Genomic DNA, 26465 nt, shown 5'->3' with positions numbered 1-26465 from the left:
ACCGGGCCGTGGCCGGCTTCTCCAGCGACTCGCTCATGATGCTGCTGCGGGCCGCGATCGCGTCGCCAGGTTGTGCCCGATTCCCCGATCACCTGCTGCTGGCTCGGTGCGGGCCCCGGCGGTCCGTCCGGACTGCACCCAGCGCGGCAACCCGCCAGTCGGCGGGCGGCGCCGCTTCACGCGCCGAACCGGGGAGGTGGCCTCGCTATGCCTGACCGTTTGGACCCGGTTCGATTCCGGAGGTGTATCCCCCTACCGCTCCGATGCCCAGTCCCCGCTGGGGCTTCCCCCGATCGACGGTGGACTTGCGTGTGTCCTGGAGCAGCCTGAGCGCCGCGTGGAAGTCGCCGAACGGCTCTCCCACTCCGAGGTCCTCACGGAGAATCTTCCGCAGCACCCAAACTCCTTCGGACATCCCGCCGCTGAACCAACTCCTCAACTCCTCCGCCGCGCGCACGTCGTACGTCTGCTGGAGCTGTACCAGGGCGCTGTAGGCGCTGTTGACACCTCGGTTGACTTCGGAAGCGATGAGCATGGGGCGTTCGCCAAGCAGCATTTGTGCGCGGGCGTAGTGGCCTCGATAGGGCCGCAGAGCCTCCTCGACCGGTGTCAGCGGTTGGTCGGGAAGCGGATGCTCGGCCATCAGGTCTCGAAGGGAGGTCTCGGCGGCGGACGCGAACCCGCGGACGGCGGCGTTGAGATCGGCGTATGCGTCGCGCTTCTCCTCGTACGCGGCTCGGCGATCGGCATGCGCGCGCTCCTCGAGGCGCTCTTGGCGCTGGAGCTCGAATTCCAGGCGACGGGCGTGTGATGCGGAGCGCTGGGCGATCAAAGGAGCGGTGAGCGTTCCGACGATGCCGATGGCTGCCACGATGGCTGCCGTCAGGTCGCTGGTCACAGGGCCCTCCGTTCCCGTGATGCCGGTGCCGTTCTTCAGAGCACCACGCGGATCCGTCCCTGTCGAGAGGGGGCGCCGAGGGGCATCGTCAGGGCCCGTGCACCGACCCGGCACGGTGTTCCGCACATACCTGGTTCTCCGACCCTCATAGCAGCGATGGACTTCGCGCAGGGTGGGCACCGGCTGTCCGTCGATGTGGCCCCGGACCCGCTCGCCCTGCTTACCAGTATGGGCGGCGGTGCGGGAGGCGGTCCGCCTGGAACCAGGAGCCGACGTCGCCGACGTGACCACGGGTCCAGATCCGTGAGGTCGTCGGGCGCCTCCTCGCCGCCGGCCGGTGGACGCCGGGCGACCCCGAGGTCCTGGTCGTGCTGGACGCCGGATACGACGCACCCCAACATTGCTCACCTGCTCACCTGCTCACCTGCTCACCTGCTCAACGATCTGCTCGTACAGATCTTCGGCAGTCTCCGCTCCGACCACGTCATGTATCGGCGGACATCGCCGCGATCTACGACCCCCAGGGCGGCCGACTGCCCCGCGCACTTGAGCGGGCGGGTCGCTTTGGTAGTTGCCCGTCGATGTGAACCGGTTGCGAGCGGGACTGAGCAGCTGGATGCCGTCCACGATCCGGAAGCCCCGCCGCTTCTGTTGGCACGGTGGATTACCTCGCGCGCCGTGTCCTCGAAGTGTTCGACCACTCTCTTCATTTCCTACATCAACGGGAGTCGGCCGCATGTCGGGCCGGAGCACGGCGCGCCTCCTGGCCAAGGGCCTAGGCAGTCATTTTGATCGGTCTGTGCGCGCGAGCTGGAAATCAAGGAGATGGTGAGTCCCGAATTTCGGGGATGATACGGATCAACTTTGCGTTGTAGGCATTCGCTCACACCTCACCTCACCCGACTGCAAAGTGATTATTGCCTGCCAACTAGGAGTCACAAGTGTGCATTGAGCCTCCATCTTCCCACCAGAGGGCGGCACATGCATCGAAGGCGAGGAGGCCTGACGTGAACACGAAAGAGATTCTCGACGCCGCGCGTAAACTGGCACCGTCGGTACGCGCACGCGCGGCTGATGCCGAGAACATGCGGCGGCTCCCGGACGAGACCGTCAAGGAACTCACTGACGCGGGCGTCTTCCGTCTCACCCAGCCAAGTGCCCACGGCGGCTTCTCGGCAGATCCCGCAGACTTCTACGAAGTTCTCCGGCAGTTGGGTGATGCCTGCTGCTCGACGGGATGGTGTTGCGGTGTCTTCGGCGTGAGCGCCTGGTTGGTTGCTCAATACGACCCACGTGCGCAAGCAGAGGTCTGGGGCACCAACCATGACGCCCTTGTCTGTTTCGTCCAAGCGCCGATGGGCCAGGCTGAAAACGCTGAAGGAGGATTCAGGGTCAGCGGCCGCTGGAGTTACGCTTCGGGCTGCGACCATGCCGACTGGGCGTTGCTCGGCGCCAGGGTGGACGGAGGCGGCGGTCTGTTCGAATGGCGCTGCTTTCTACTGCCCCGCTCCGACTATCGGGTCCATGCGGAGTGGGACTCCGTCGGATTGCGGGGGACAGGCAGTAGCGACATCACTGTCGAGGACGCGTTCGTTCCCAACCACCGATCCCTCTCCATGGAACAGCTCAGCGCATCAGTGCGGCCGGGGCATGACGCAAACCTCGAGCCTCTATACCGATTGCCCATGGGATCGGTGCTCACCACCTCCATCTCCGCGCCGCTCGTCGGTGCGGCAGAAGCCGCCTGCCGGTGCTACCTCGCTAGTACACGTGAGCGCATCCGCGGCAGCAGTAATTCACGTACAGCAGAGGACCCTTTCGTCCATGTCCGCCTGGGACGTGCGGCCAGCGAAATCGATGCCGCCTGGCTTCAACTCATGCGAAACATCCAGGACTTGTACGAGTACGCACGGCGGGGCGAGACGCCGCCGATGGCGCTGCGAACGCGGCTGCGTCGTGACCAAGTCCGTGCCACCGAACGAGTCGTCTACGCGGTCGACCTGTTGATGGACCACGCCGGCGCCGGCGCCACACGTGCAGGCGACAACGTCTTGCAGCGCGCCTGGCGCGATATCCACACGGGTCGGGGGCACGTAGCCAATGACCCCGAGCGATCGCTGACCCTCTTCGGAAGTGAGGTGCTGGGCCTACCCGTTCACGATCCCATGCTGTGAGCCGGTCACGTCCACTGAGCCGTCCCCCAATAGGACCGTCCGCCCATAGGTCCCCGCCTCGCCGGTGAGGCCTGACCCGAGCAGGCCGCGACCACGGCTACCGACACCGCCTGCCGTCTGCTGCGGCTGCCCTCGACCCGCAACGATTTCCGCGACACCGCCGACCGGGCGGCCAAGGACTTCGCCGGCCGCGAGTGGATCTAGAAGGGACAGCCGCTTTGCCTGATCGGCGACTCGGGCACTGGCTAGTCCCACATGCTGACCGCGCGCTGGGCAGCGACACCGCGATGAAGGGCTACCGCGTCCGCTACCACCTCGCCACGAAGCTGGTGAACGAGCTGGTCAAGGCCGCCGACGAGAAGCAGCTGAACAAGACCGTCGCCCGCTACGGCCGTGTCGATCTCCTCTGCATTGACGAGCTGGGCTACATGAAGCTTGACCGGCACGGCGCTGAACTGCTGTTCCAGGTCCTGACCGAGCGCGACGAGAAGGTCAGCGTCGCCATCACCTCCACGAGTCGTTCGGCGGGTGGACGAAGACCTTCAACGGCACCGTCATCGAGACCGGCGCCGATTCCTGCCGGCTCGCCGGCACCCGGAAGCACGGGCCGAAGCCGGCCAAGACCGGAGCCGCTGCCAGCACGCTGGTCCTGCCAGCTTGGCGGCAGGATCAACGACATCGCAGCCCGTCATTCAGCAGCGAATATACGAACATGTCCCGCCGTTCGTCCCCGACCTGTTGCCACCCCCGCAGCAGCCCCTCGCGTTGGAACCCCGCCCGCTCGGCAGTTCGCACGGAGGCCGCATTCCAGGGCTCCACCCACAGCTCAAGCCGGGGAATCCGCAGATCCCGCAAGGCCCAGCTGACCACTGCGCCGACGGCGGCCACGGCGGCACCCTGACCACGCGCCGACTCGACGACCCAGTAGCCCAGCGACGCACGGCCCTGTTCCAGGTCCCTCAGCCACAACCCCACCTGGCCGACCGGCCGGCCGGCAGAGGTCACGATGACGAACGTGTACCCAGCCCTCGTGGTCGCCCGGCCCCACTGCCGTTCGATAAACGCGACGCCTGCCGACTCGGAATACGGCGAGGGCACCGTTGTGATCAACGGGATGTAGTCGTCCTCCGACGCCTCACGGACCAGCGGAAGGTCTGAAAGACGCCATGACCGAAGCGCGAATCCGGCATCAGTGGTGAGTTCAGGCACGTCAAGAGGTTGCTCCATCCACCCATCCTGCCGTGGTCCGAGCCCGGCCCGCACCGGGGTTCCACCGCTGGCGGGAGGAGTTCAAGCGCATCGCGGACGCCGCCCGCTCGGATCTGCGGAGTACGGCGCGGCGGACCCGTGAGAACCGGGAGCTGCTGCGGCGGTTCCGGGACGGTGAACTCGAGGCCGGGGAGGGCCCGCAACTGAAGCTGGAGCCTCAGCTGCTGGACTGGGCTGATCGCTTCCCGGACCTCCTCCGGACTGTCCGGGCCTCGTGCATCACCGCGGGGCGGAGCGTCCCGCAGCCCGCGACCGGGCGCCTCCGGGCCTGAACTTGCCGGCGATCGGCGTCGCCCTGCCCCAGGCAGTGCATCGGCGGCCGCCCGTGCGGGGCTCCCAGCAGGCGCGCAACTGTACCGGGGAGCCGGCGGGCAGCATCCGGGTGACGACGTACTGGTCGGTTGCGCCCCGGTTGATGACGGTTGCCGTCTCGGCGGAACCGGCGCGGTCCTCCACCCGCACTCGGTCGCCGACCGACGAATAGGAAAGCCGTGCCCAGGCAGCGTCACAGTTGCGGCTCACTCTGAGCTCCACATGGCTCAGGCCGATCCGCAGGTCGGCGTACGAAGACGAATCGATGTCACAGGCCATGGCCCCCGCCTCCCGGCCGAGGCACTGATCACCCCGGCAGCCGACGGTCAGGGGAACCGGTTTGAACGGCCCGGGGCCGGCGGACGGCGCGGTGCTCGGCAGCGGGCCGACGATCTCGGCCAAGGCCCAGGCGACGGCGGCAACGGCCGCCACCACGATCACCGCCAGACGGATCCAGTCGGTGGCCACGTAACGACGTGAAGGGTCCGAGTCGGGCGCGAACTCCGCGGGGGCCTGCCGAGTCGTGTTCTCCGCGGCAACCATGCAGGGCACGGGCTCGGCATCGCGCCCGCTCGACTGGGCCTCGGCCAGCTCCCACAGCGCCACCAGCCTCTCGGACGGTTCCCCGGCGAGTCGCGCCAGCATTTCGACGGCTTGTCGTGGAGGCAGTTTCAGCCCGCGCAGGTAGCGGTCCCATGAGGACCTGCTGTACGGCGTCCGGGCCGCCAGGGCGGTCAGGCTGAGTCCGGAGCGATCCTTCAGCTCCCGCAGTACCCCCACCAGGTAGGCGGTCTGCGGATCGAGGGACGGCGGGAGCGGACGCCGGGTGGAGTCACTCACGCCCGCAACAGGGCCCAGGTCTGCGGGCCCACCTTTCCGTCGGCGGCGGCGCCGCCCGCGCGCTGGAGTTCCTTGACGGCCTTTTCCGTGTGCTCACCGAAGAGGCCGTCGATCCGGCCGGGGGAATGCCCGTGGTGCGCCAGCAGGCACTGCACCTCGACCACCTGCTCGCCGCCGGCGTTCAGCACGACGAGCGGCTCTTCGGCACTGTGGCCCGCGAGAAGCCGGCCGTTTCGCCGCGTGTAGTGGCAGGCGAAGCCGGACGGCTGTACGGCCGCGCGGACCGGCTGCTCCTGCCGGGACGGCGCGGACGCCGAGTCCTCGCGTACCGTCATCCAGCCTGCCACGGCCAGCAATGCGAGCGCCGCGGCAATGAGCCCCGCGATCATGGCCGGGCGTGAACGGCGCGCAGGGCGTCGGTCCTCCGGCCCTTTGTTCTCCGTCCGTTGGTCCTTTGGCGCTTGCTCTTGCTGGCGTTGCTCTTCCTGGCGTTGGTCTTCCGTGCGTTCGGCGTTCTGGAGCGGGCGGCCGGTGCCTGGCTCGGCCGCCGGTTCGAGCTCCGATTTTGCCCCCGGCCGTTCTTGCGAGCGTGCGTGCTCCGCAATTTCCCACAGGGCGAGCAACTGTGCCGGGTCGGTGCCGGACATCCTGCTCATGGCCTCGACGGCCTGACGCGGCGGCAGCGTTCTGCCGTTGAGATAGCGCTCCCAGGACGACCTGCTGTACGCGGACTTGGCCGCCAGAGTCGCGGTACTGACGCCCATCTGGTCCTTGAGCTCCCGCAGACGGACAACCAACCGGCGCACCGATGGTGCGAGTTCGTCGGCCAACGGCTTCCACTGTCCCATGCTGTCCCCCCGGCATGCGGCGGCTTCCCTCTCAACTTTGACTCACGCGGACCGGTTCAGTCCGCGCTTTCCGGGCCTGTTTTCGGTCGTCAGCAGGCGACCGGCGTCCCAGAAATGCGTCAGCGGTCGTCGAAGAACCGCAGGTCACAGTCTCGGTGTCCCGGCTTTGCCCGTCATGCCCGGCTGTCCTGTCACCGGCCCCGCCCCCCTTGGCACGATCGGGTCATCGCCTCGGCAACCGGCCCGACCGCGGGCCACATCGGGGCTTCACCACGACAGGAGACTCCATGAACACACGAACGAGCCGCCTCCTACTGTGCGCCGCGGCCGCGGCGTTGAGCGGCGGCCTGATGGCCGTCCCTACGGCACAGGCCCGGTCGACGGCACTTCCCGCAGCCGAGCGGAGCACCGGCCACACCACCGCCGCCCAGGCGGCGAGCGGCAACTACACCTACCTGGAGTTCAAGAAGGGGGCCAATCCGCAGAACTCCCGCCTGTACTTCGTCTACGTCCAGGGCTCGAACCCGGACCACCCCCGCATCCACACCCTGGGCAGTTGGCGAGCCGGCTCGGGCAACGGCAGCAAGGACACCTGTGCGAGCAACGCCGGCTGGCTGCCGAACGGCACCTACAGCATCAAGGCGTTCTACCCGCAACACCGCGGGGGGCCCCACGGCGTCAACGGTATCGCCTGGTATGTGGGCGACCACAAATGCCACAGCGGCCGCTGGCGCACCGACTTGTTCGTCCACAGCGAGATGCTCCCCAACGGCAGCGCCGGCGGCTCCGAGCCGTACCGGTGGGACGGCGACAGCGACTACAAGTCCAACGGCTGCATCAAGCTCAAGCCCTCCGACATCCGGGCACTCCGCAACCTCCAGGCGAGCTACCCCAACCCCCACACGCTCACCGTGCACTGAACCCGGCCTCCCCAAGGAGCCCATGAACATGATCAGCGACCGTTCCAAGACCACCGCAGCCACCATCGGCCTGGCCCTCGCCGGCGCTCTTCTCTCCACCGCCGGCGGCGCATCCGCTGCCCCGTCGAGGGCCACCGGGGACGCCGTGGCGCAGACCCGCTCCGATGTCGTGTGCGACTACTTCTACGGTGACCGGCCGACGATCTCGTACGGAAGTTCGGGACCCATCGTCAAGCAGGCGCAGTGCGAACTCAACGCCGTCATCCGCGCCGGACTGGCGATCGACGGTGCCTTCGGTCGTGCGACCGAGAGCGCGACCAAGAAGTTCCAGGCGAAGTGCGGGTTGACCAAGGACGGCATCATCGGCCCGAGGACGTGGGCCCGCCTCAACGACGCCTTCTACTACCACGCCCACTGCTGACGGCACCCCTCACCCCACCTGCCCTGAACGCAGAACGAGGACAAGACAAGGCGGAAACACGATGCACCTCAAGCGATCCCTGGGCCTGGCCACCGCCGCGACGCTCACGACCATCGGACTGGCCGCGCTGGCCGCGCCCGCGGCCCACGCCGACGAGTGGGCGTGCACCTACCCGGCCGTGTGCTTCTTCAAAGGCTACGAACGCACCGGCTCCTTCGTCGACATCACCTCCGGCTGGCAGACTCTGACATCCAGCAAGAACGCCACCGGGGCCTGGAACACACGCAACGACGACGGGGCGCTCCTCCACTTCACCAACGGCAGGAGGCTGTGTCTGCGACCCGGTGACTCACGCAACGATCTGCGCACCATCGGCACCGTCGACAAGATCCGGATCATGGACAGCCCCAGCTGCTGAGAGCCCGCTCCACGACCGGGGGAGGAGAAACAGGGGCAGGCCGTCACGCGACGGCCTGCCCCTGGGCGACTACTTCGTTCGCAGCATGAGGGCGTAGCGGGTGTTGTCCCCGTAGACACCGCTCTCGTCCCCTCGAACGTCGAACTGTCGCTGGAATCGAGCCACAGCCTGCCGGACCTCCGTGTCGAAACGGCCGCTGACGGCACCGCCGTCGTAGATGTGCGGGATCTGGAGCAGACGTACCTGCAGCTCGTACACGCCATGGCCGCTGTCGCCCAGGCGCAGCACCCCGGTACCTGGGACTTCGGGGAGCGAGGTCCTGCCGGGAAGAGGCTGGGCCGGTTGCCCGGCGGGAGGGGAGGGGGTCGCGGGGGCGGGGGAGGGGTCGCCAGGCGATGGCCGGTCGGGCTGCCCCAAGGACGCGGGCGGCACCGCTGGCGTGGAGTGCTCGTTGATGAGCAGGGGAGAGGCAAGGAACAAACCGCTCGCCGCGCCCAGCCCGAAGATTCCGGCGATACGGGAGGGGCGCCGGTCAGTGAAGCGCCGATGTCCTCGGCTTCCGTTCTGCACGGGCGTGGGGGCGGGCTTGCGGCGCAGTGGCTCCTCGTCGGGCTGGTCGTCGAGTTGGTCCGCGGGCCAAGCCGAGCGCTGCGGGGCGGCCGAGCCAGGGGTCTCCGTAGATGAGTGGCGCCTGTGACGGACGCCTTCCGGTGGAGAAGCCGGGGGAGGGAAGGCTGCCGGCGGCTCGGCGCGCCTCCGGCGGCTGTGGCTGGTGAGGGGAGCCGGCTCTTCCGCCTTCGGCGGCTGAACCGGCTCCCCCGGTCGCGTGCCGCGTGCCCACAGCGGCTCGGGCGTGGCGGCCACCGGAGCCCCGTGAACGCTACCGGTTCGCGGCTGGTCCGCGACGGGCGGCAGAACCCCATGGGGAGGGACGGGGACCAGGCCCTCTGAACCGGGTCCCACCCGCTGCGTCCGTCGGTGCGGAGCAGGAGCCGGGGGCGATGACGGGAAGCGGGCGGAGCCAGTGGAGTCTCCGTCCCCGGCTGTTTCGCTGTAGTGGCCGAAGGACGGCAGCGGGCTCCCGGCCCCCGGGTGGTCGTCCTCCGTTGCGTAAAGGTCGGCGCGTGCGGCGTCCAGGGCGTCCAGGATCGTCTGGAACGAGTCGCGGATGTCGTGCGCGAGTTCATCTCCGGGAGCGAGTGCCCGCTGGGGTTCGGTCTCGTTGAATCGCATTGGCAGACCTCCTCGGCCAACATCCGTGGAATGCCATGGCGGACTCCCGGTTTCCGTGTGAAGCCATACGCAGTCCGCGTGGTGTTTTCTCAACCAGTGGGCTGGAGTCGGACCGCTCGTGCGGGCACTCCACCGCGGCCGCAGCATTCAGCGGGTTGCCTGGGTCACTCTTCGATGAACCCGCCCGCCGGCTGACTCCGGGTTCCGTGTTGGTCCCGCGGTAACGGCTCACTCCCTGCACGCCTCAGCCGCCGGCATCCCCCTGGGTACTGGGTGAGCGGCTGCTCGAGGGCGAGGCGCTGATGCTGGCGGAAGGACTGGCGGAAGGTCTCGCCGAAGGTCTCGCCGAAGGGGGCACGGTCGGCGCGGTACGGCTGGGGCGGGCGCTGGAGGGCCGCGGCGTCGGCTCGGTCTTCACGGGTGGCGGTGGACTGCTGCTGACAGCGGGAGTTCGTGGAGCCGGCGATTCCGGGTGGGGGACCGCCGGTCGGGGACGCCCGGACCCTTCACTGTTTCGTTCCCGGACACCCTTTCCGGCCGACTGCGTGGCCGTGCGCTCGGGTGAAGTCGGCGAGTCGGTGACGTGGACCGGGGGCTCGTCGAGGATTGGCAGATCCGGGCCCGGTGCGGCTCGTGGACTTGTCGGCTGGGGAAGCAGTGACGCGGCGCCCATGCCGCCGAGCACGGTGAAGGCGGCCGCGGCAAGGGCCCGACCCGCATACTTCTTCAGCAGTGGTGGCCGAACGCGCCTGGCTGCCGGCCGGTTCTCCGAGGGAGTCGAAGACCAGGAGGCGTCCGGAAGCCCGAAGGAGCCCGGTCTCTCGTTCAAGTCGGCAACCGGGACCCCGGTGTCGGAGACTGGAGCACTGTTCTGCCCAGAGCTCGTCTGTGTCATGTCGGAGTCGAATGCACCGCATTCTGGGCACGTCACAGCGCCGTTGAGGGTGCGGTTGCACGGGATGCAGTAGTCCATGGGCTCGACCGCTCAGCGCATGGGTTCATGGGGTGAAGCGGAGTCGGTGACCCGGGCTGGGCAGTGGTCGGCGGTCGGGAGACGCCGCTTGTTTTCTTCGATCCTTGCCATGTGCGAACCTCATTCACCGGTCTGGAGAGGTGGTCACCGGTTACTGAGATCAACGGGGTGGACTGGATGAGTGTTCAGGCAGTTGCTGAAACGTGGGCTAGGTAACTCTGCCGGAAAGGTCGTTGTCGCCAGGCCGGCGTGCGGTCGGTCGCGGAGTCCACCAGAGCTGTGGGCATGTGATGCTTCTTAACCTTCACATGAGCGACTTCAGCCCTGTGGCCGAGGAGCCGCAGGCCGCCCGTCCTTCCGACCCTGCGGCGTTCGACCCACGGGCACTGCAAGCACCGTCCAGCTCTTGCAGCCTGGCCGGTCGCTCAACAGTCCGCGTTCATAAGGTCGACGTGCACTGGGCTATCGTCCCGGGTGAACGGCCGCGCATCGGCGCACCAGGCGATTACGGGTCCCGGCGTCTGACGACTCGAAACCCGAGCGAACGAACAAGGGCGTCATAGGCCCCGGGCCGCGCGCCCCATGCAGGACAGCGCTTGGCGCAGGATGGCGGGTGACGTGCCGAAGTTGAGCCGTACGCACCCCGCACCGCCGGAGCCGAAAACGTGTCCGGAACTGAGAGCGACCTTGGCTTCGTCGAGGAACATCTTCGCCGGCCCGGCCATGTCGCTGACCACGCCAGGGCTTCCCGTCTGCTGGTCGCTGTGCAGCCGCAGCCTCGTGCAGTCCAGCCAAGCGAGGTAGGTGGCTTGTGGCGGGCGGTACCGCACGCTGGGGAGGTGCTTTTCGATGAGTTGCCCCAGGAGATCTCGATTGGCATCGAGTCCGAGTAGTAGTTCGTCGAGCCATTGTCCGCATTCGAGGAATGCTGCGGTGTGGGCAATGACGCCCAGATGACTGGGCCCGTGACTCACTTCTTCGGGCATGAGCCGAAGGTCTTTGACAGCTTCGACGCCTGCGATAGCCAGAGCAGCCTTGAGACCGGCAAGGTTCCAGGCCTTGGACGCGGAGGTCAGCGCGAAGCCGTTTTCGGAGCCTGGAACGGTGAGAAATGGCGTAAAGGTGGCCCCGGGCAATACCAGGGGGGCGTGGATCTCATCGGATACCACCCTCACGTCGTATCTGCGGGCGAGCTCTGCGATCGCCTCCAGTTCCTTGCGGGTGTGGACGACACCGGTCGGGTTGTGCGGGTTGCTCATGAGGAACGCGGCGCGACGGCCGTGGCTTCGCGCGCGTACGAACGCCTCCTGCAGCGTGGCCAAGTCGATCCGCAGGTCCGGACCGAGCGGTGCCTCGACGACTTCTCGGGCGTCGTGGGCGACGAAGGCATAGAAGGGCGGATACACCGGTGAGCACACCACGACGGCGTCCCCGGGATCGGTTATCAGGCGGAGCACTTCGACGATGCCCATCATGACGTCAGGCACGATCGCCATGTGCTCCACTCGCAAGCCGTCCCACCGCCATCGCTCGGAGGCGAACTCGGCGAAAGCCTCGGCATAAGCATTTCCGTACGGGTACCCGGTGTCGCCGAGGCCGATCGCTGTGTGCAGCGCTTCCACAATGGCAGGGGCCAAAGGCACGTCCATCTCCGCTACCCACAGCGGGAGCACATCCTCGGGGAACGTGCGCCACTTCATGCTCGTGCGCTCCCGAAGCTGCTCAAGAGACAGTTGCACTAGAGGGTCTGTTCGAGCACCCTCTGCCGCTTCAGAACCTGAGCCCTTCATACGACCCATCACTCTATGCTCCCATGCACGCAGAAACAGGCTTATGCGGGTCTGAGCAACCACGCGGCGGCGCCGGTGCTCCGGCTGGCCCTCGCGATCTGGGACTACGGTCGGCCGGTGTGCTCCCTGAACCGGTCCAGTCCCCGGACGGCCGCATCATCGAGGACATGGGCGACTGCATTCCCTTCACCTTCTGGTCAGCACGTACTACGAGGTGCGGAGCCTGGCCAACGACCCGCGGCTGAGCAACGACACGAGAAACCGTCCATCCGGCTACGGCCGCACAGCGGAAGCGGAGGACACAGGCCTGCCGCCGAGCTTCATCTTCACCGACCCACCTGTGCACGACCGGCTGCGCGACACCATCAACCGGCCGTTCGGTCCCCCGCACAGCCCCAGATTCCTCGACGACCTGCGCGGAGACCTGGCCAAGGCCGTCACCGAGCTGCTCGACGCCTTCGAGGGCAAGGACCAGGTCGACATCGTCGAGGACTTCTCCTACCCCCCTTCCTGTCACCGCCGTCTGCAAGGTCCTGGGCGTGCCGCGCGAGGACGAACCGCGCTTCCACGCTGGGCCGATGCCCTGGCGTCGTCAATCGATCCGCATTCCGGCGAGGACGGCCAGGAAAAGGGACAGCGGGCACGCCAGGAGCTGGGCGCCTACCTGTCCGACCTGATCGAGACCAAACGCCGCCATCCCGGCCCCGGGATGCTCAGCGCGCCCGCCCCCGACATGACACCTGCAGACCTGGAGGCCACCGCGGTGCTGCTCCTGGTCGCCGGCCACGAGACCACCGTCAACGCGATCACCAGTACGACCCTCACCCTGCTGCGCCACCCCGACGTCCTCCAGCGGTTCCAGAAGGAGCCTGACCTGGCCGTCCCACTCATCGAGGAAGTACTGCGGCACGAGCCCCCGGTCCAGTTCGTCCCGTGGACCACCGCCCTGGCCGACATCGACGTCGCCGGCACCACCATCCCCAACGGCTCGCCGATCTGGCTCATGCCGGCCGCGGCCAACCGGGACCCCAAACGCTTCAAGGACCCTGACCGGTTCGATCCCGACCGCAAGGGCACCGAGCACCTGGGTTTCCACACCGGCATCCACTACTGCTTCGGCGCCCCGCTCGCCCGTATAGAACTGCATTTGGCTGTGCCCGAACTGTTCCGACGGGTCAAGTTCTCCGGGCTGCTCGAGGATCCGCCGCCGTACCGCGCCAACGCCGTTCTGCGCGGCCCGCGCCACCTCCCCTCGCCGATCGAGGGCCTCACCCCCCTGAGCACCGCCGCCGGGAGCGACAGGCGAACCGCTGCAGGGATCTCCAGGGCTTCCGACGCCTGCGCATCCGCTGGGAACGGCGCGACGACATCCACGAAGCATCCCCCGGCTCGCCGTGCCCCTGATCACCCACCGCCGCGTAAAACGGCTTTGTTGGGCCTCCCGACCGACCGCCGTCCACGACCCTTCCAGGAGGATCTTGCCTCGACTGCGCCAGATCTGCGAGGCTGTTGGCGATGAGGAGGCCCACGAGTGTCGCTGGCGGCGCGCCGAAAGTGGTCGCCGCGCTCCTGGCAAAGATCGAGAGCGGAGCCTCACGTGCAGGCGACTGGATCCCGATTGTCGCCACCTGGCCGAGGAGTGCGGCGTCAATGAGAACACGGCCCGTAAGGTCGTCATGAGGCTGGGATCGACTGGCGTCCTCTCCGGACTTGGAGGCGGCAACACGTGCGTACGCGCACTGCCACGGCACCAAAAGCGCCGGAACATTCGGTATCACGCAGAGAAAGCAGCAGTTCTGGTGCCCGAACCCGAGCGTGCACACTGCGGAGTATCCGAGGCTGAGTCAGACCCCCTTGACCGCGTTCTTCTTGAGGACAGCGCAGATTGCACGGTCATCGAGGCGCCACCCGAAATGTCCGAGGTGCCAGCCCTGGCGCCCGGGGTACGGGTTCCACGTCGGACTTACACCAGGCGTCACGCGCAGAAGGCTGGACCCGGTACTGGACTCAGCCGCTCCATGCGTCACATCCTGCGGATCCCCAAGGGCGGCTTTTCGGCAGATGACAAGCCTGTCGAGGTCACCGGAGGGCTCTCATGAGCCAGGTGATCTCGATCGTCACGCCGGTGCACGGCCGTGGAGTACGGTTTCTCTCGGATGTCTACGCGTCTCTGCTCGCCCAAGATCTCCCTGACGGCTGGTCATGGGAGTGGTGTGTGCAGGAAGACGGGCATGACGTCCGTGCGTCCGCCCAGCTACCGACGGACGATCCGCGCATCCGGATCTCAGCCTCTCGCCCTGGCGGCCCACATGTGGCACGAACCCTGGCGTTCGCCCGGTCAACGGGTTCGTACGTAAAGAACCTGGACGCCGACGACCAACTCACTCCAGGCGCACTGGCACGCGACATAGCAGTGCTGGAAGAGCACTCCAACGTCGGGTGGACCACTTCCCGAGTGGTCGACCTCCTTGAGGACGGGAGTACCGTCTCCTTCGAACTCAGCGATCCGGAGCCGGGTCTGCTCCCGCAAGGAACCGCATACGGGTTCTGGGTCGAGCACCGGCGACCACAGGTCCATCCCGCCACGCTGTGCGTGCGACGCCCCCTTCTGGCGCTGCTCGGCGGGTGGATGGCCCTGCCGGCTTCCGGTGACACGGGCCTGCTGCTCGGACTCGACTCTCTGGCACACGGATTCTTCATCGGCGAGATCGGCCTTCTTTATCGCAAGCACGGCGGTCAGATCACCACGCACCCCCATCACAGGGCCGGGGCGGAGTGGGAAGCTCGGATGTCGTTGATCCAAGAACACGCTGACGCGCTCCGGGCCTGGACCGGCAGCACGGGTTACGACTCGAAGTTCGAGAGTGACAGATAACCATGGTCAGCGAAACGGGCACCGATGGCCGGCCCTCTCCCGGCGGCGAGCTGAGATGACCGGTCCGGGGTCGTCCGAGTCGGCGGGCGCCCGACTCCACCACCGCGTCGAATCCCATCTCGCGCACGTGTGCGTCGACGGCGGCCTGCCACCGCGCGGTGACGGCGCGCCAGGGCTGCAGCAGTGCGGACGTCGGCCAGGGCAGGGCGGCCACGGACCGGCCGCTGTCGTCACCGGACGCCTGCGTACCGCCCGGTGCGGGGATGTCACCGTGGATCGTGTCGGGTTCAAGGACGACTCCTTGGCCCTGCTGTTCCTGTGCTGCCATCCCGAGCTGTCCTCGCCCAGCCGGATAGCACTGACCCTGCGCGAGGTCGGCGGTCTGACCACCGCGCGGATCGCCGCGGCGTTCCTGGTGCCCGAGGCGACCATGGCGCAGCGCATCAGCAGGGCCAAGCAGGCCATCAAGGCATCCGGCACCGCCTGGTCCCTGCCCGAGGCGGCGGAACGCGCCGAGCGGCTGGCCGAGGTGCGGCACGTGCTCTACCTGATCTTCAACGAGGGCTACGCCGCCACCGGCGGCAGTGACCTGACCGCGCCGGAACTGTCCACCGAGGCGATCCGGCTCACCCGGCTGCTCCACCGGCTGGTGCCCGAAGACACCGAGACCGCGGGGCTGCTCGCCCTCATGCTGCTGACCGAGGCACGCCGTCCCGCACGTACTGGACACCATGGCGAGTTGGGCCGCTGACGCACCAAGACCGCAGCCGGTGGGACCGTCGGCTCATCGCCGAAGGTGTGGATCTGATCAGCCGCACTCTGCCCCGCGGGCAGGTCGGCCCTTACCAGTTGCAGGCGGCCATTGCCGCCGTTCACGACGAGGCCGAGCACACCGACGCCACCGACTGGCCCCAGATCCTCGCCCTGTACGACCTACTGGAGCAGTTCGGGCCGAACCCCATGATCACCCTTAACCGTGTTGTGGCCGTCGCCATGGTCTGCGGTCCGGCCGCCGGACTCGATCTCCTGGCGGCGTTGGAGACGGACAAGCGCATGACACGCCACCACCGGCTGCTCGCCACCCGTGCCCACCTGCTGGAACTGCTGGGCGAGCACGCCGCCGCACACGCCTACCGGGAGGCCGCCCGCCGCACCACCAGCGCACCCGAACGCCGCCATCTCACCGACCGCGCCCACCGCCTGAAGGGCCCTGCGTGACTCGGTTCGAGCGGACGGTGGTACAGCTGCACAGGCTGGGCGGGACGGCGCGGTTCTCGCGTGGCTGAGTGTCGGTGAACGTGTCGGCGGAACCGTTCACCGGCGTTGATCTCCGACGCGAGCCGCCGACACGGCCCGTCCTGCGGGTTCGCGACACTCCGACACGTGACTACCGGCTGCGCGAAGGTCTCGACCGCCGACCGGAGTCCCGATCGTCGGATCGACACCCTGCTGCCGGGCCGGGGTCGACCGCGAAAACATCCGCGTCGGCACCGCGAGTCGCGCGAAGGCGTTCCGGCCGAAGCTCGACCTCTGCTCCAGCTGCTGCGCAGGGTGACAGCTTGAAGGTAACCCGGCTCGACCGGCTCTCCCGATCGGTGCTGCAACTGGCGATGCCGCATCTGGTGACGCTCGGCGCGGACCTGCGAGCGGGGGATCGGGCTGCACGTGATCGAGCAGGGTATCGACATGTCCACGATGGAGGGGCGGGCCATGTTCGGGACGTTGTCGGTGCTCGCGGAGCTCCAGGGGGCGCCGATCGTGGCGGATACCGACGACGGGCTCGCCGTCGCGCGGGCCCGCGGCCGGATCGCCGGGCGCCGACCCGGGCTCACCGAGGGCAAGGCTGCGATCGCCCAGCAGCGGCCCGTCAGGCGCGGCTCGGTGCCGGCTCCGGCTCCGGCTCGGCGAGAGGTGCTGCCGCGCGGCGGGGGAGCAGCAGCGGGGTCGCCAGCAGGAGCGCTCCGGCCAGGCCGATGGCCGTACGCGGGCCGAGCAGGCCGCCCAGCACGCCCCAGACGGCCGTCAGGAGCGCGGTCGAGGCCTTGGTCGTCACCGCCCAGGCGGACAGCGTGCGGGCGACCCGGTCGGTCGTGGTGCGTTCGAGGCGGTAGGTGGCGTAGACGGGGTTGAAGACCCCGCAGCAGAAGATGAGCCCGAGCTCTACGCCCATCACCAGCAGCAGCCCCCCGGTGCCCGGCCCCAGGAACGCCAGGCCGACGGGCCAGAGCGCGCGCAGCGCCCCGGCCACGACCAGGACCTGGTGCTGCCCGAACCGGACGACGAGCGGTCGGGCCAGCCGCGAACCGAGCAGCCCGCCGATCGAGGGCGCGGCGAAGGCGAGGCCGTACTGCCACGGTGCGAACCCGAGTCGGCCGAGCATCAGGACGGCCAGCAGCGGCTGGGCGGCCATCACCAGGCCGTTGAACAAGGCGGTGTTGAAGAACAGCGGACGCAGCGTCGCGTCGGCGAGGATGTACCGCCAGCCGTCGAGCAGGTCCCGGGCCCGCATGCGCGCGGCCTCCCGGCGCGCGGGCCGCGGCTCGTGCCCGCCCGTCGCGCGGATGCCCAGCGCCGAAAGCAGGTAGCTGACCGCGTCGGCCACCACCGTCGCCACCGGACCGAGGAGCCCGGTCGCCGCGCCGCCCAGCGGCGGTCCGATGATCGTGGTCGTCCAGGCCGTGGACTCGAATCGGGCGCCTGCGACGAGCAGGTCCTCGGCCGGCACCAACGTCTTGAGGTACGCGCCGGAGGCGGCGCGGAAGGTGATGTCGGCCGCCGCGACGACGACCGAGACCAGCACGAGCTGAAGGAAGGTGAGCACGCCGAGCGCGAACGCGGCGGGGATCGTCAGCAGCGCCGCGAACCGCACCAGGTCCATCGCGATCAGCACCGGCCGCTTGCGGCGGAACTCCACCCACGGGCCGAGCGGCACCGCCACGGCCGCGCCCACCGCAGCCCCCACGGAGGAGAGCGCGGCGACCTCGGCCGGTCCGGCGTGCAGCACCCGGATGGCGATCAGCGGGAAAGCGCCGAAGGCGAGCCACGTGCCGAGCGCGCTGGTCCCGTACGCTGCCCAGAGCCACCCGAAGCGCGGCCCCAGCCGTTGTCCGAGCAGATGTCCCAGCCGGTGCCCGTTCCTCATGCCCGACGCCCCTCGCCCCTCACCTGCACAACCGCTCGCTGATCAGAAGCATCAAAGCGGGCCCAATAGCCAGGGATCAAACAACCACAGGACCGTCCTGCCACAACCAACGGTTGTACCCGTAAGGTATCGGCATGGACATCAACACCGTCCGGACCTTCGTCGCCGCCGCCGACGCGGGGCAGTTCCAGGAGGCCGCCGCCGAGCTGGCCGTCACCCAGCAGGCCGTCTCCAAGCGCATCGCCGCACTGGAGCGCAACCTCGGCGTGCGGCTGTTCACCCGCACCGCGCGCGGCGCCGAGCTCACCATCGACGGGCAGGCGTTTCTGCCCCACGCGCGCGAGCTGCTGCGCGTCGCCGAGCGCGCGGTCGTATCCGTGCGCCCCGGCCGCCGTCCCCTGCGTGTCGACGTGATCGCCTCGCGCGTCGCGCCGTCGGGCCTGATGCGCGCCTTCCACCGCGCGCACCCCGAGATCGAGCTCGACGTGGTGATGCTGTTCGACGTCGAGACGGCCGTCGCCGCCATCCGCTCCGGTGCCATCGACGCATCCTTCCGCGCCGTCGCCGCGCCCGGCCGGCCCTTTCCCGAGGACATCGACTCCGTCCGGGTGCTCGACGAGCCGCTCCAGCTCCTCACCGGGCCCGCCCACGCGCTGGCGGGCGCCCGGTCGGTGACCGTCGCTCAGCTCGCCGGGCACCGGATCTGGATGCCCGGCATCGTCCCCGGTACCGAGTGGGCCGCCTACTACGGCGACCTCGTCGCCGAGTTCGGCCTCACCATCGAGGCAACCGGCCCCAACTTCGGTTCCGACGCGCTACTCGACACCGTCGCCGACACCCCCGCCCTGGCCACCTTCATGGGCGAGCAGACCCGCCTCGTCTGGCCCGCCGGCCACGGCTTGCGCCGCATCCCGGTGACCGACCCGACGCCCGTCTACCCGCACTCGCTCCTCTGGCACCGCGACAACCCACACCCGGCGCTGGCCACCCTCCGCGCCCACCTCGCCACCACAGCGGCCGGTCACGGTGCCGCCGGGACCTGGACACCGGGCTGGGTGATTCCGCGCTGAACGCTGCGGCGTCCGCGACCATCGTGGCCGGACTCGACGGACGGTGACGCGGGGCAGGCGTGGCCATGGGCACACCCCGGCGCTCCCGCACCGTATGCCTCCTGTGCCTTGACGGTGATCAAGACTGTGAACTGCTGATTCGGCTCAGTGGCCCCGGATAACACGCGGAGCCGGAGGAAGCACCGGAGCAGAAGGCCGGCGATTGGCTCTACGCTTTCGGACGCAAGGGCAAGCCCGTGCCGTCGGTGGCGGCTGGAAGGGCGGACGGCATGAGCGGCGACGATGAGCTGCTGCTGCTGCTGCGGGGCCGGGTCCACGGCCCCGACCACGGCGACCCCGACCCCGAACCCGTCGCGCTCGGACATTTGGACGAAGTAGGCACATAAGGATGTCACCTGAAGCACCGTGATCTCCGCTGCACCTGTCCTTCGCCGAGAGCCTGCGAGCGACGCTCTCTGGGCGGCAACCGGGTTTCGACACAGCTGCCTGCTGCCCGCTGCCTGTAGTGGAACTCAGCCCTGGCATACGCCGCGTGCGTAGTCGAACGTGGCCGTCGCCTGCGAGTACCGCCACTGCGGTGCGAGCAGCTTCGCCTTGAGCTGGGCCGCCGCCTCGGGGCTCTCCACCGCATAGCCGAAGTCCTGCAGCCAGGACGGGTAGAGGTTCTTCGAGCCGATGTAGAAGGCCGAGTCGTCGACCGACACCAGCTTGTGGTGCTGGGCGTACGGATGGCCGTCGGCCCACTTGGCGCTGTCCGAGCTGCGGAAGGTGGCCAGCTGGAGGGTGGAGCACATCGTCGTGCGGGTGGCGCCCTTGTCGCCGGTGAGCAGAGCGAGGCGGTTGCGCAGGGTGTCGCTGATCTCCGACAGGGACTTGATCTGCGAATAGCCACCGCTGCCGACCGAGCCGCGGTTGGCGGGGTCGCTGACCACGATGCGCACCTTCACGCCCGCGGCCATCAGCGAGCAGGCGACGACGCGGCCCGTGAGACCGAAGCGACGGCGAAACTGACGGTAAGTCAATTCTTTTTCGCATCCTGGAGGCGCGGAGGGGCGCGCCCTCGAGATCAACTTCCGAGGCTGCCAACAGCGCGAAGGCCGTCGGACCGCCCGACGGCGCCGTTGGCCGAGAACCGCCCCTCGGCTCTGCGTTCTCAGCGACATTCCTCAGAGCCGGACACCCAGACCGTTCTCCGAACCCTCCTACAAGGAGTCATAGACGCTCCGGCACGGCGAGCCGTACGTCCCCGTAGCGCCAGTTCGTGGCCGATCGCGTTGTCCAAATCCATGCGAAGCGATCGGGCGGGCCGCAACGCGACCCTTGGTTGACCTTCACCTTGGGGGAGGCCACAGCATCAGTGGAGCCGGGTGATGTGCTCGGCATGAGGAGGAGCGAGCATGGAGTTGCTGACCATCGGGGTGTTCGCGAAGGCGTCCCGGTTGTCACCGAAGGCGCTGCGACTTTACGACGCGCTCGGCCTGCTGACTCCGGCACGCGTCGACCCGGTGACCGGCTACCGCCTCTACACACCGGATCAATTGGACCAGGCCCGACTGGTCGCCTGGCTACGGCGCTTGGGAATGCCGCTGGCCCGCATCCGGCAGGTCTGCGCGCTGGATGCGGGCCCGGCGGGCCAGGAGATCCGCGCGTTCTGGGCACAAGTCGAAGCCGACACCGCCGCACGGCGGGACCTGGCCATGTTCCTCATCGACCACCTGTCCTGGAAGGACCCAGCCATGCCCCCAACCGACCAGCCCCTCGGCCTCCGTTACGCCGCCCTCTCCGACACAGGTCTCGTCCGCGAAAGCAACCAGGACACCGCCTACGCCGGATCCCGGCTGCTCGCCGTCGCCGACGGCTGCGGCAGCCAAGGAGGCCCTGCCAGCGCAGCCGCCATCGACGCGCTCAAGCACCTCGAAACCGACAGCGTTCAAGCCGGCAATCTCCTCAACGTCCTGGAAGACGTCATCGAACAGGCTAAGCAGGCCGTGCACGACATCGCCGAGAGTGGCTCTTCACACGAAGACACCGGCACCACACTCACCGCGATGCTCTGGACGGGATCACAGCTGGCCCTCGTCCACATCGGCGACTCCCGCGTCTACCTCCTGCGTGACGGAGAACTGTTTCAGATCACCCACGACCACACCATGGTCCAGTCGATGGTCGACGAAGGACGCCTCAGCCCGGAAGAAGCCGCCTCCCACCCTCAGCGGTCGCTGTTGGTCCGGGCCCTGGGCCACGGAGCCGACGCCACCCCCGACATGCGCCTCCACCACGCCCAGCGGGAGGACCGATATCTGCTCTGCTCCGATGGCCTGTCGACCGTCGTGCCAACCCAAGAGATCCACCGAGTGCTCTTCGAGTTCAGCGAACCCGAGCAGGCCGTCCGCGAACTCATCGCCCTCGCCAACGGCTTCGGCAGCCCCGACAACGTCAGCTGCGTGGTCGCCGATGTCCTGGAGCTCCAGCCGTAGAAGCGAGCGACATGCACTTCGACTTGCACCAGATCCGCTCTCGGGAACTCATCCGTGAAGCCGACGAGTACCGGCTCGCCGGACAAGCCAGGAGAGCCAAGCCGGCACCCCAGGCCAGGGAAGGCGGCGCCGCGACCGGCCCCCGGCGCATGCTGGCTTGGCTTCGGGGCTCCGGGTGAACATCACGCCGCCTCCGGTTGAGCGGGGCGCTACCCGCCAACCTGTCTCACTCAACCTCAGGCAGCGCAGATCACCCCTGCGGCCTGTTGACCTGTCCACGGATATTGTCCGGCGCCATGTCGATCACGGGATGGCAAGTGCACTCCACTCGCCAGGAGCAGGCGTGACCATGCGAGGCGACGGTGCTCATGCGGGAGAGTGCCGGCCGGCGCCGCCACCGCAGCGCGTCACTGCGTGGCGGTTGTTCGCTCCCCGGACGCGCTGCCCGCGAGCCACTGGTCCCATCCCAGGTTGAAGTCGGCGTAACCGTTGTCGGCCGGGGCCTTGGCACGGGGCGAGCCGGTGATGGTGACGGGGTCGCCCTGCTTGACCTGCCCGTAGAACCACTTGGCGTCCGACATGGACAGGTGGACGCAGCCGTGCGAGCCGCGGGCGCTGCCGCTGCCCGGAGTGGGGTCGCCGGTCGAATAGTGCACGTACGTGCCGGACTGGGTCAGGTGGACGTCCCAGGGCAGGGTGAGGTCGTAGTAGTTGGGGCTGCCCTTGTCACAGCTGATGCCAACGCTGCAGGAGGTCATGTGGACCTTCTCCTGCTTGTCGATGACGGCCATCGTGCCGTTCCACGTCGGATACTGAGCGCTGCCCGCATTGATCGACAGGGTGCGCAACACCTTGCCGTTCCGGGTCACCTTCATGGTGTGGCCCACCACCGACGCATCCGCGCGCACGTCGTCGCCGATCGTGAAGGTGTGCGTGTAGCCCCGCACGCCGTAGCGCCCATCGCCGTTGCTGACGCCCTTCATATCAGCGTCGATCTTCACCTTCGTACCGGAGGGCCAATAGGTCTTCGGTCGCCAGTCGGCGCGTTTGTCGCCGAACCAGTGCCAGGCGCCGACCACCGGCTGCGAGGCGCTCACCTTCATGTGCTTCTCCACCGTGGCCCGTGCCTTTGCCGCCACCGGGTTCGTGAAGACCACCGAGATCGGCATGGCCACGCCGACCGTGGTTCCCGTCTGCGGGGTGATCGTCTCCAGCAGCATCGGCGGGCCCGCGGGCTTCGTCGGTGACGGAGAGGCGCTCGCACCCGCCTTGCCCGACGCCTTTGCGTCGTCCCCACCCGCCTTGTCACTGTCGCCCCCGCCGCAGGCACTCGCGCCCACCAGCATCGCACCCGTGACCAGTGCGACCCCTATTCCGCCCTTGCGCCGTCCCACGACCTGACCCGCTCTCTCGCTCTTCGGCCCTGACGGGCCCGACTCCCTGTCAGACAACCAGGATCCGGGCCACAGTTGCGCGCGCCGCGTAAAGCGTGTCTCAAAACTCGGTGGGCGAGAGCGCCGGGCAGTGCCGCAGCGCCTCCAGTACGTCATTGAAAGATCCGAGGAGCGTGCTGCGGATGCGGGTGAGTCGTTCGACGGCCGTTAGCCACGCGGCGACGTGGGTGCCGTCGTCGTAGAAGACCCCGTAAGTCAGAAGGTGGAGCAGGACGCCGCAGTCGGCCCGGGTGACCGCGTACGCTTTCGTCGAAGAGGGGGCCGCTCAGAGGACGCGCCGCCGCTGCGGTTCTGTCCTACAAGATCAAACCTCGACAGTGATCAACCGCCCGGGCCTTTGCGGACCTGGGCGTCATCGGCGCCGCTGCCTGCTGTGAAAAGGCCTCTCGTGCGTGGAGGTGAGTACGGATACTCAGGACGAGGCAAGGGGTGGCCCCTATCGTGAGCTTCACCTGGAGACTGGGGGCGCAGAGGTGCGGGAGGGATTCATGGGAACGGGTGGGTTCGGGGCGGCCGGACACTGCGGGTCCGGGCAGCGCGGCAGGGGTGCCGTGACGGCGGCTCTGGTCGTACTCGCGACGTGGTCGCTCGGCGCCTGTGGCACGGAGCGCGCGACGACGGGGGCGAGCGACGGGACCATGACTAATGGGACCAGAACCACCCCGAGCCCGTCCATGAGGTCTCCCTACGTGGAGCCAGGGGCCGGTGACGGCGCCCCCCACTACCGCGAGAACAACGGCTTCCGGATCTCGGGCGAGATGTCCGCCGCGAGCGCCAAGGACGCCCAGCGGGAGGCCGGCCGCATCGAGTCGGTGCTCAAGCGGCTGTGGCAGCAAAGGATGTGGGACCCGAAGACGGTCCGCGCTGCGATGCTCAAGCTCGGCTACCAGGAGGAGCGTTTCGACGCGAAGGGAAAGCTGCTCGGCGGGACACTGCGGGTCGAACCGATGGACTCGCGTTTCAAGAACGGCCGGGAGGTCAGGCCCGAGGGCGCGCTGGTGGGCCTACGCGTCCATGCCGATGCCTGCGTCACCGCGTTCGTGCAGAAGACCAATTACCAGGTGTCGACTAATGGCCCCTACCCGGAGACGGGTTGCTTCGAGCCACCGGCCGGTCACTGAGAGCCGAGGATGGTTCCCGCACAGCTTCTTGCCGACCTCAGGCTGGGCTCTTCCGGCTCTTCCGCGGCATCGAACCTCTGCAGCTCTTCAACGGCTCAGGTCACGGCGGTTGGTGTGACTGAGCGTGCTACCTGGCCATTGCGTGCCTCAGTTGGCCGGTGTGCGTGATGTGCCGAGGAGACTCGAGGCGCCGGGCTGTTCCCGCGGCAGCAGGGGCCCGCGCCCCGGGTGTCGGTGGCGGCACCTATGGTCTGCGCATGACTGATCAGTGGTGGGTGGACGTACGTCGGCGTGTTGAGGCGGCTGGTGCAGCGCCTGCGGGCAGCATGGTTTTCGGGGCATTGGGGCATAAATGGGTAGTGGAGGATCCGCTCACCCAGGGCGAGCTTGCCGAACTCGAGGCTCAGATAGGCGTGCGGCTGCCGGAGGAGTACCGGGCCTTCCTGCTCCACGTCGGCGCGGGCGGCGCCGGCCCCGCTTACGGCCTGTTCCCGGTTCGGCGCGTGCAGGGCCGTTGGCGTTGGGAGGGCGATGGCGCGGACCTGGCTGACCTGTCGAGGCTTGCCGAGCCGTTTCCTGACCAGGGTCCGGACCCGAAGTTGATCGACGATGTCCTTGCCCGACGTCCCGAGGAAGAGGACTTCGACGACATCGAGGACTTCGACGACGCCGTCGAGGCGTGGGACGAGCGGTGGGAGGCCGTGATGTTCGCCCCGGAGCGCACCGCCGGCGCAATCGTGATCTCCCACCTGGGCTGCGCCCAAAGAGAGTGGCTGATCATCAGCGGCAGCCACCGCGGCACGATCTGGTCCGACTGCCGGGTAGACGACGCCGACCTCGCCCCGCTCCTCGACGGCGACGGTAAGCCGGTGACGTTCGCCCGCTGGTACACCGACTGGCTGGAGAAAGCCGAGCGCACGGCCCTGTCGATACCGTAGGTCGTCCCCAGTACTGCTGAGCGTTGTAGACCTCCTCAGCTGCGACCACACACCCTCGCCCGGGTTGAACTCGTGAACTCGCAAAGGGAGGGCGGCAGCTGGTGGGCGGTCAGTCCTGATCGGGGGCGATCGGCTGGTGCATGGGGCGGCTGACGTGCATGCTCAAGTCGTCCCGGACCAGAACGATGGGGCCGCCGAGCTGCTGCTGCGCGGCATCCAGGAGGCGGGCGTAGTCGGTCCCGGTGAAGCCCCGGCGGCGGCCCTCGACGGGACCACGGTCGAGGCGGATGCGGTAGATCAGCCGTGATCTGTGGCCGGCGTTGGTGCAGATCAGCTCCGCCATCGAGATACGTCTGGTGCGCGCGGCGGTGACCCGCACCACCGGGGTGTGGCCCGGGGGCCCCAGGTACGGCCCTTGGGCGGCCTCAGGTCCTGGCCGGCTTCCTCGAAGCAGAGCCAGGCGTCCAAGTCCGCTGCCCTCTCTTCACGACGGGCCACTGCTCGCCCTTCCAGGCGGCGATCTTCGTCTTGTCCCGCTCGGTCGCTTACGGGATGGGACCTGCACGCTCCAGCCGATGCGGGGTAGCAGCAGGTAGCCCGGCCAGGTGTACTCGACGCCGAATCGGCGGTGCATGATCTCGGCGATCCGGGCCAGCGCCCAGCCGAGGAGGTCGGGCAGCGGTCCGGCCTCCCGGGCGGCCAGCTTCGGTACTCCCTCTCCGCCGCCCTGCAGACCGTCGGCGACCGATGGGCCCTGCCGGCGATCCGGGAGATCATGCTCGGCAACCACCGGTTCCGGCAGATCGCCAGGAACACCGGCGCCCCCACGGACCGCCTGGCGGCGCGCCTGAAGGCGCTGGTGGAGAGCGGCGTCCTCGAACGGCGCCCGCTGCCGGACGACGCACGCTACAGCGGCTACTACCTGACGGAGGCGGGGCGCGACCTGGGGGGCATCACCCGCGAGCTCATCGGCTGGGGCGACCGCTGGGCCGTCACCGCGCCGCCCGGCCGGATCCTTCACCGGGAGCACGAACTCGTCACTCACACGGTATGCGAGACCTGCGGCGAGCGGGTCCACGCCGAGGATGTCCATCGGGAGGAGCTGATCCCCGGCTGGGACCAATCCGGCCCGGTGCAAGCCCCGTAGACCGTGCGGTGGTTGCCGATTCCGCCCCGGAACGGGTGTGTGATCGCGGCGCGGCACCCCAGGACGTCGCTGTTGGGTTGTGCACCGGCCTGGTGCAGCGTCGCCACCCCGTGGGCGCGCGCACGGTATCGCCTGTCAGGGCCAG

General features: G+C 68.5%; 21 protein-coding genes and 6 pseudogenes. 16 read left to right on the top strand and 11 right to left on the bottom strand.

The features are described 5' to 3' along the window. Positions 1-205: 205 nt before the first annotated feature. Entirely contained in the window at positions 206-898 is a 693-nt protein-coding gene (locus tag ABZ876_RS27960; RefSeq protein ID WP_361786868.1) for a hypothetical protein, read from the bottom strand. A 229-nt stretch (positions 899-1127) separates the two neighbouring features. Between ABZ876_RS27960 and ABZ876_RS27955 the strand changes: the two are divergent. From ABZ876_RS27955 to ABZ876_RS27945, 3 genes and pseudogenes are all read left to right on the top strand, one after another. Further along, positions 1128-1393, top strand: a pseudogene (locus tag ABZ876_RS27955) (transposase); the annotation flags it as partial. Positions 1394-1905: 512 nt separating this feature from the next. Further along, positions 1906-3072, top strand: a complete 1167-nt coding sequence (gene hsaA, locus ABZ876_RS27950) for a 3-hydroxy-9,10-secoandrosta-1,3,5(10)-triene-9,17-dione monooxygenase oxygenase subunit (RefSeq protein WP_361786865.1) — start codon at positions 1906-1908, stop codon at positions 3070-3072. A 117-nt stretch (positions 3073-3189) separates the two neighbouring features. Next, positions 3190-3670: pseudogene (locus ABZ876_RS27945) on the top strand (ATP-binding protein); the annotation flags it as partial. A 71-nt stretch (positions 3671-3741) separates the two neighbouring features. On the opposite strand, the gene ABZ876_RS27940 reads toward ABZ876_RS27945, so the two are convergent. From ABZ876_RS27940 to ABZ876_RS27930, 3 genes are all read right to left on the bottom strand, one after another. Next, entirely contained in the window at positions 3742-4281 is a 540-nt protein-coding gene (locus ABZ876_RS27940) for a GNAT family N-acetyltransferase (protein ID WP_361786862.1), read from the bottom strand. A gap of 279 nt (positions 4282-4560) precedes the next feature. After that, the gene (locus tag ABZ876_RS27935; RefSeq protein ID WP_361786859.1) at positions 4561-5493 is read right to left on the bottom strand and encodes a helix-turn-helix domain-containing protein; all 933 of its coding nucleotides are present in this window, start codon (positions 5491-5493) and stop codon (positions 4561-4563) included. Continuing rightward, positions 5490-6341 (bottom strand): peptidoglycan-binding protein, encoded by an 852-nt coding sequence (locus ABZ876_RS27930; protein WP_361786856.1) that lies wholly within the window; start codon positions 6339-6341, stop codon positions 5490-5492. The genes ABZ876_RS27935 and ABZ876_RS27930 overlap by 4 nt, the downstream gene beginning before the upstream one ends. Positions 6342-6628: 287 nt before the next feature. Here ABZ876_RS27930 and ABZ876_RS27925 point away from each other — a divergent pair, with 287 nt between their 5' ends. From ABZ876_RS27925 to ABZ876_RS27915, 3 genes are all read left to right on the top strand, one after another. Then, a complete protein-coding gene (locus ABZ876_RS27925; RefSeq protein ID WP_361786853.1) occupies positions 6629-7261 on the top strand; it encodes a hypothetical protein in 633 nt (210 codons plus the stop codon). 28 nt (positions 7262-7289) lie between these two features. Next, positions 7290-7682 carry a peptidoglycan-binding domain-containing protein gene (locus ABZ876_RS27920; protein ID WP_361786850.1) on the top strand — a complete coding sequence of 131 codons (393 nt, stop codon included), beginning with the start codon at positions 7290-7292 and terminating at the stop codon, positions 7680-7682. Between the two features lie 61 nt (positions 7683-7743). Then, the gene (locus ABZ876_RS27915) at positions 7744-8100 is read left to right on the top strand and encodes a hypothetical protein (RefSeq protein WP_361786847.1); all 357 of its coding nucleotides are present in this window, start codon (positions 7744-7746) and stop codon (positions 8098-8100) included. 69 nt (positions 8101-8169) lie between these two features. Here ABZ876_RS27915 and ABZ876_RS27910 read toward each other — a convergent pair whose 3' ends face one another. Together ABZ876_RS27910 and ABZ876_RS27905 are read right to left on the bottom strand one after the other, a co-directional pair. Next, positions 8170-8388: a peptidoglycan-binding domain-containing protein gene (locus ABZ876_RS27910; RefSeq protein WP_361786844.1), complete on the bottom strand. Its 219-nt coding sequence runs from the start codon at positions 8386-8388 to the stop codon at positions 8170-8172. A gap of 2475 nt (positions 8389-10863) precedes the next feature. Continuing rightward, positions 10864-12105 carry a MalY/PatB family protein gene (locus ABZ876_RS27905; protein ID WP_361786842.1) on the bottom strand — a complete coding sequence of 414 codons (1242 nt, stop codon included), beginning with the start codon at positions 12103-12105 and terminating at the stop codon, positions 10864-10866. Between the two features lie 700 nt (positions 12106-12805). Between ABZ876_RS27905 and ABZ876_RS27900 the strand changes: the two are divergent. The 5 genes and pseudogenes from ABZ876_RS27900 to ABZ876_RS27880 all read left to right on the top strand — a co-directional run. Continuing rightward, a pseudogene (locus tag ABZ876_RS27900) lies at positions 12806-13300 on the top strand (cytochrome P450); the annotation flags it as partial. A 116-nt stretch (positions 13301-13416) separates the two neighbouring features. Beyond that, positions 13417-13526 (top strand): annotated as a pseudogene (locus tag ABZ876_RS27895) (IS5/IS1182 family transposase); the annotation flags it as partial. Positions 13527-14191: 665 nt separating this feature from the next. Beyond that, entirely contained in the window at positions 14192-14971 is a 780-nt protein-coding gene (locus ABZ876_RS27890) for a glycosyltransferase family A protein (RefSeq protein WP_361786839.1), read from the top strand. Positions 14972-15260: 289 nt separating this feature from the next. Further along, positions 15261-16189: pseudogene (locus ABZ876_RS27885) on the top strand (DUF6596 domain-containing protein); the annotation flags it as partial. Between the two features lie 435 nt (positions 16190-16624). Then, positions 16625-16765 (top strand): annotated as a pseudogene (locus tag ABZ876_RS27880) (recombinase family protein); the annotation flags it as partial. A 73-nt stretch (positions 16766-16838) separates the two neighbouring features. Here the strand turns inward: ABZ876_RS27880 and ABZ876_RS27875 are convergent. Then, positions 16839-18113, bottom strand: coding sequence for an MFS transporter (locus ABZ876_RS27875; RefSeq protein WP_361786836.1), 1275 nt, complete (start codon positions 18111-18113; stop codon positions 16839-16841). 134 nt (positions 18114-18247) lie between these two features. On the opposite strand from ABZ876_RS27875, the gene ABZ876_RS27870 reads away from it, so the two are divergent. Then, positions 18248-19183, top strand: a complete 936-nt coding sequence (locus tag ABZ876_RS27870) for a LysR family transcriptional regulator (RefSeq protein ID WP_361786833.1) — start codon at positions 18248-18250, stop codon at positions 19181-19183. 512 nt (positions 19184-19695) lie between these two features. Here the strand turns inward: ABZ876_RS27870 and ABZ876_RS27865 are convergent. After that, a complete protein-coding gene (locus ABZ876_RS27865; protein WP_361786830.1) occupies positions 19696-20205 on the bottom strand; it encodes a hypothetical protein in 510 nt (169 codons plus the stop codon). A 375-nt stretch (positions 20206-20580) separates the two neighbouring features. Here ABZ876_RS27865 and ABZ876_RS27860 point away from each other — a divergent pair, with 375 nt between their 5' ends. Beyond that, on the top strand, positions 20581-21660 hold the full coding sequence (locus tag ABZ876_RS27860; protein WP_361786827.1) for a MerR family transcriptional regulator: 1080 nt from the start codon (positions 20581-20583) through the stop codon (positions 21658-21660). A 407-nt stretch (positions 21661-22067) separates the two neighbouring features. Here the strand turns inward: ABZ876_RS27860 and ABZ876_RS27855 are convergent, their stop codons facing one another. Then, on the bottom strand, positions 22068-23054 hold the full coding sequence (locus ABZ876_RS27855) for a L,D-transpeptidase (RefSeq protein ID WP_361786824.1): 987 nt from the start codon (positions 23052-23054) through the stop codon (positions 22068-22070). Between the two features lie 734 nt (positions 23055-23788). Here ABZ876_RS27855 and ABZ876_RS27850 point away from each other — a divergent pair. Both ABZ876_RS27850 and ABZ876_RS27845 read left to right on the top strand, forming a co-directional pair. Beyond that, positions 23789-24235: a hypothetical protein gene (locus tag ABZ876_RS27850; RefSeq protein ID WP_361786821.1), complete on the top strand. Its 447-nt coding sequence runs from the start codon at positions 23789-23791 to the stop codon at positions 24233-24235. A 257-nt stretch (positions 24236-24492) separates the two neighbouring features. Then, positions 24493-25173 carry an SMI1/KNR4 family protein gene (locus ABZ876_RS27845; protein WP_361786818.1) on the top strand — a complete coding sequence of 227 codons (681 nt, stop codon included), beginning with the start codon at positions 24493-24495 and terminating at the stop codon, positions 25171-25173. Between the two features lie 109 nt (positions 25174-25282). Here the strand turns inward: ABZ876_RS27845 and ABZ876_RS27840 are convergent, their stop codons facing one another. Together ABZ876_RS27840 and ABZ876_RS27835 are read right to left on the bottom strand one after the other, a co-directional pair. Further along, entirely contained in the window at positions 25283-25552 is a 270-nt protein-coding gene (locus ABZ876_RS27840; RefSeq protein ID WP_361786815.1) for a transposase, read from the bottom strand. 105 nt (positions 25553-25657) lie between these two features. Then, the gene (locus ABZ876_RS27835; protein ID WP_361786812.1) at positions 25658-25807 is read right to left on the bottom strand and encodes a hypothetical protein; all 150 of its coding nucleotides are present in this window, start codon (positions 25805-25807) and stop codon (positions 25658-25660) included. Between ABZ876_RS27835 and ABZ876_RS27830 the strand changes: the two genes are divergently transcribed. Further along, entirely contained in the window at positions 25802-26320 is a 519-nt protein-coding gene (locus tag ABZ876_RS27830) for a helix-turn-helix domain-containing protein (RefSeq protein ID WP_361786809.1), read from the top strand. The two genes, ABZ876_RS27835 and ABZ876_RS27830, sit on opposite strands and share 6 nt — an antisense overlap. The last annotated feature ends 145 nt before the right edge of the window (positions 26321-26465 follow it).

This window comes from Streptomyces sp. NPDC046931, from assembly GCF_040644655.1.
In the GTDB taxonomy this organism is placed as follows: domain Bacteria; phylum Actinomycetota; class Actinomycetes; order Streptomycetales; family Streptomycetaceae; genus Streptomyces.
Note: the sequence above shows the minus strand (reverse complement) of the source record. Positions and strands in the feature narration are given on the sequence as shown.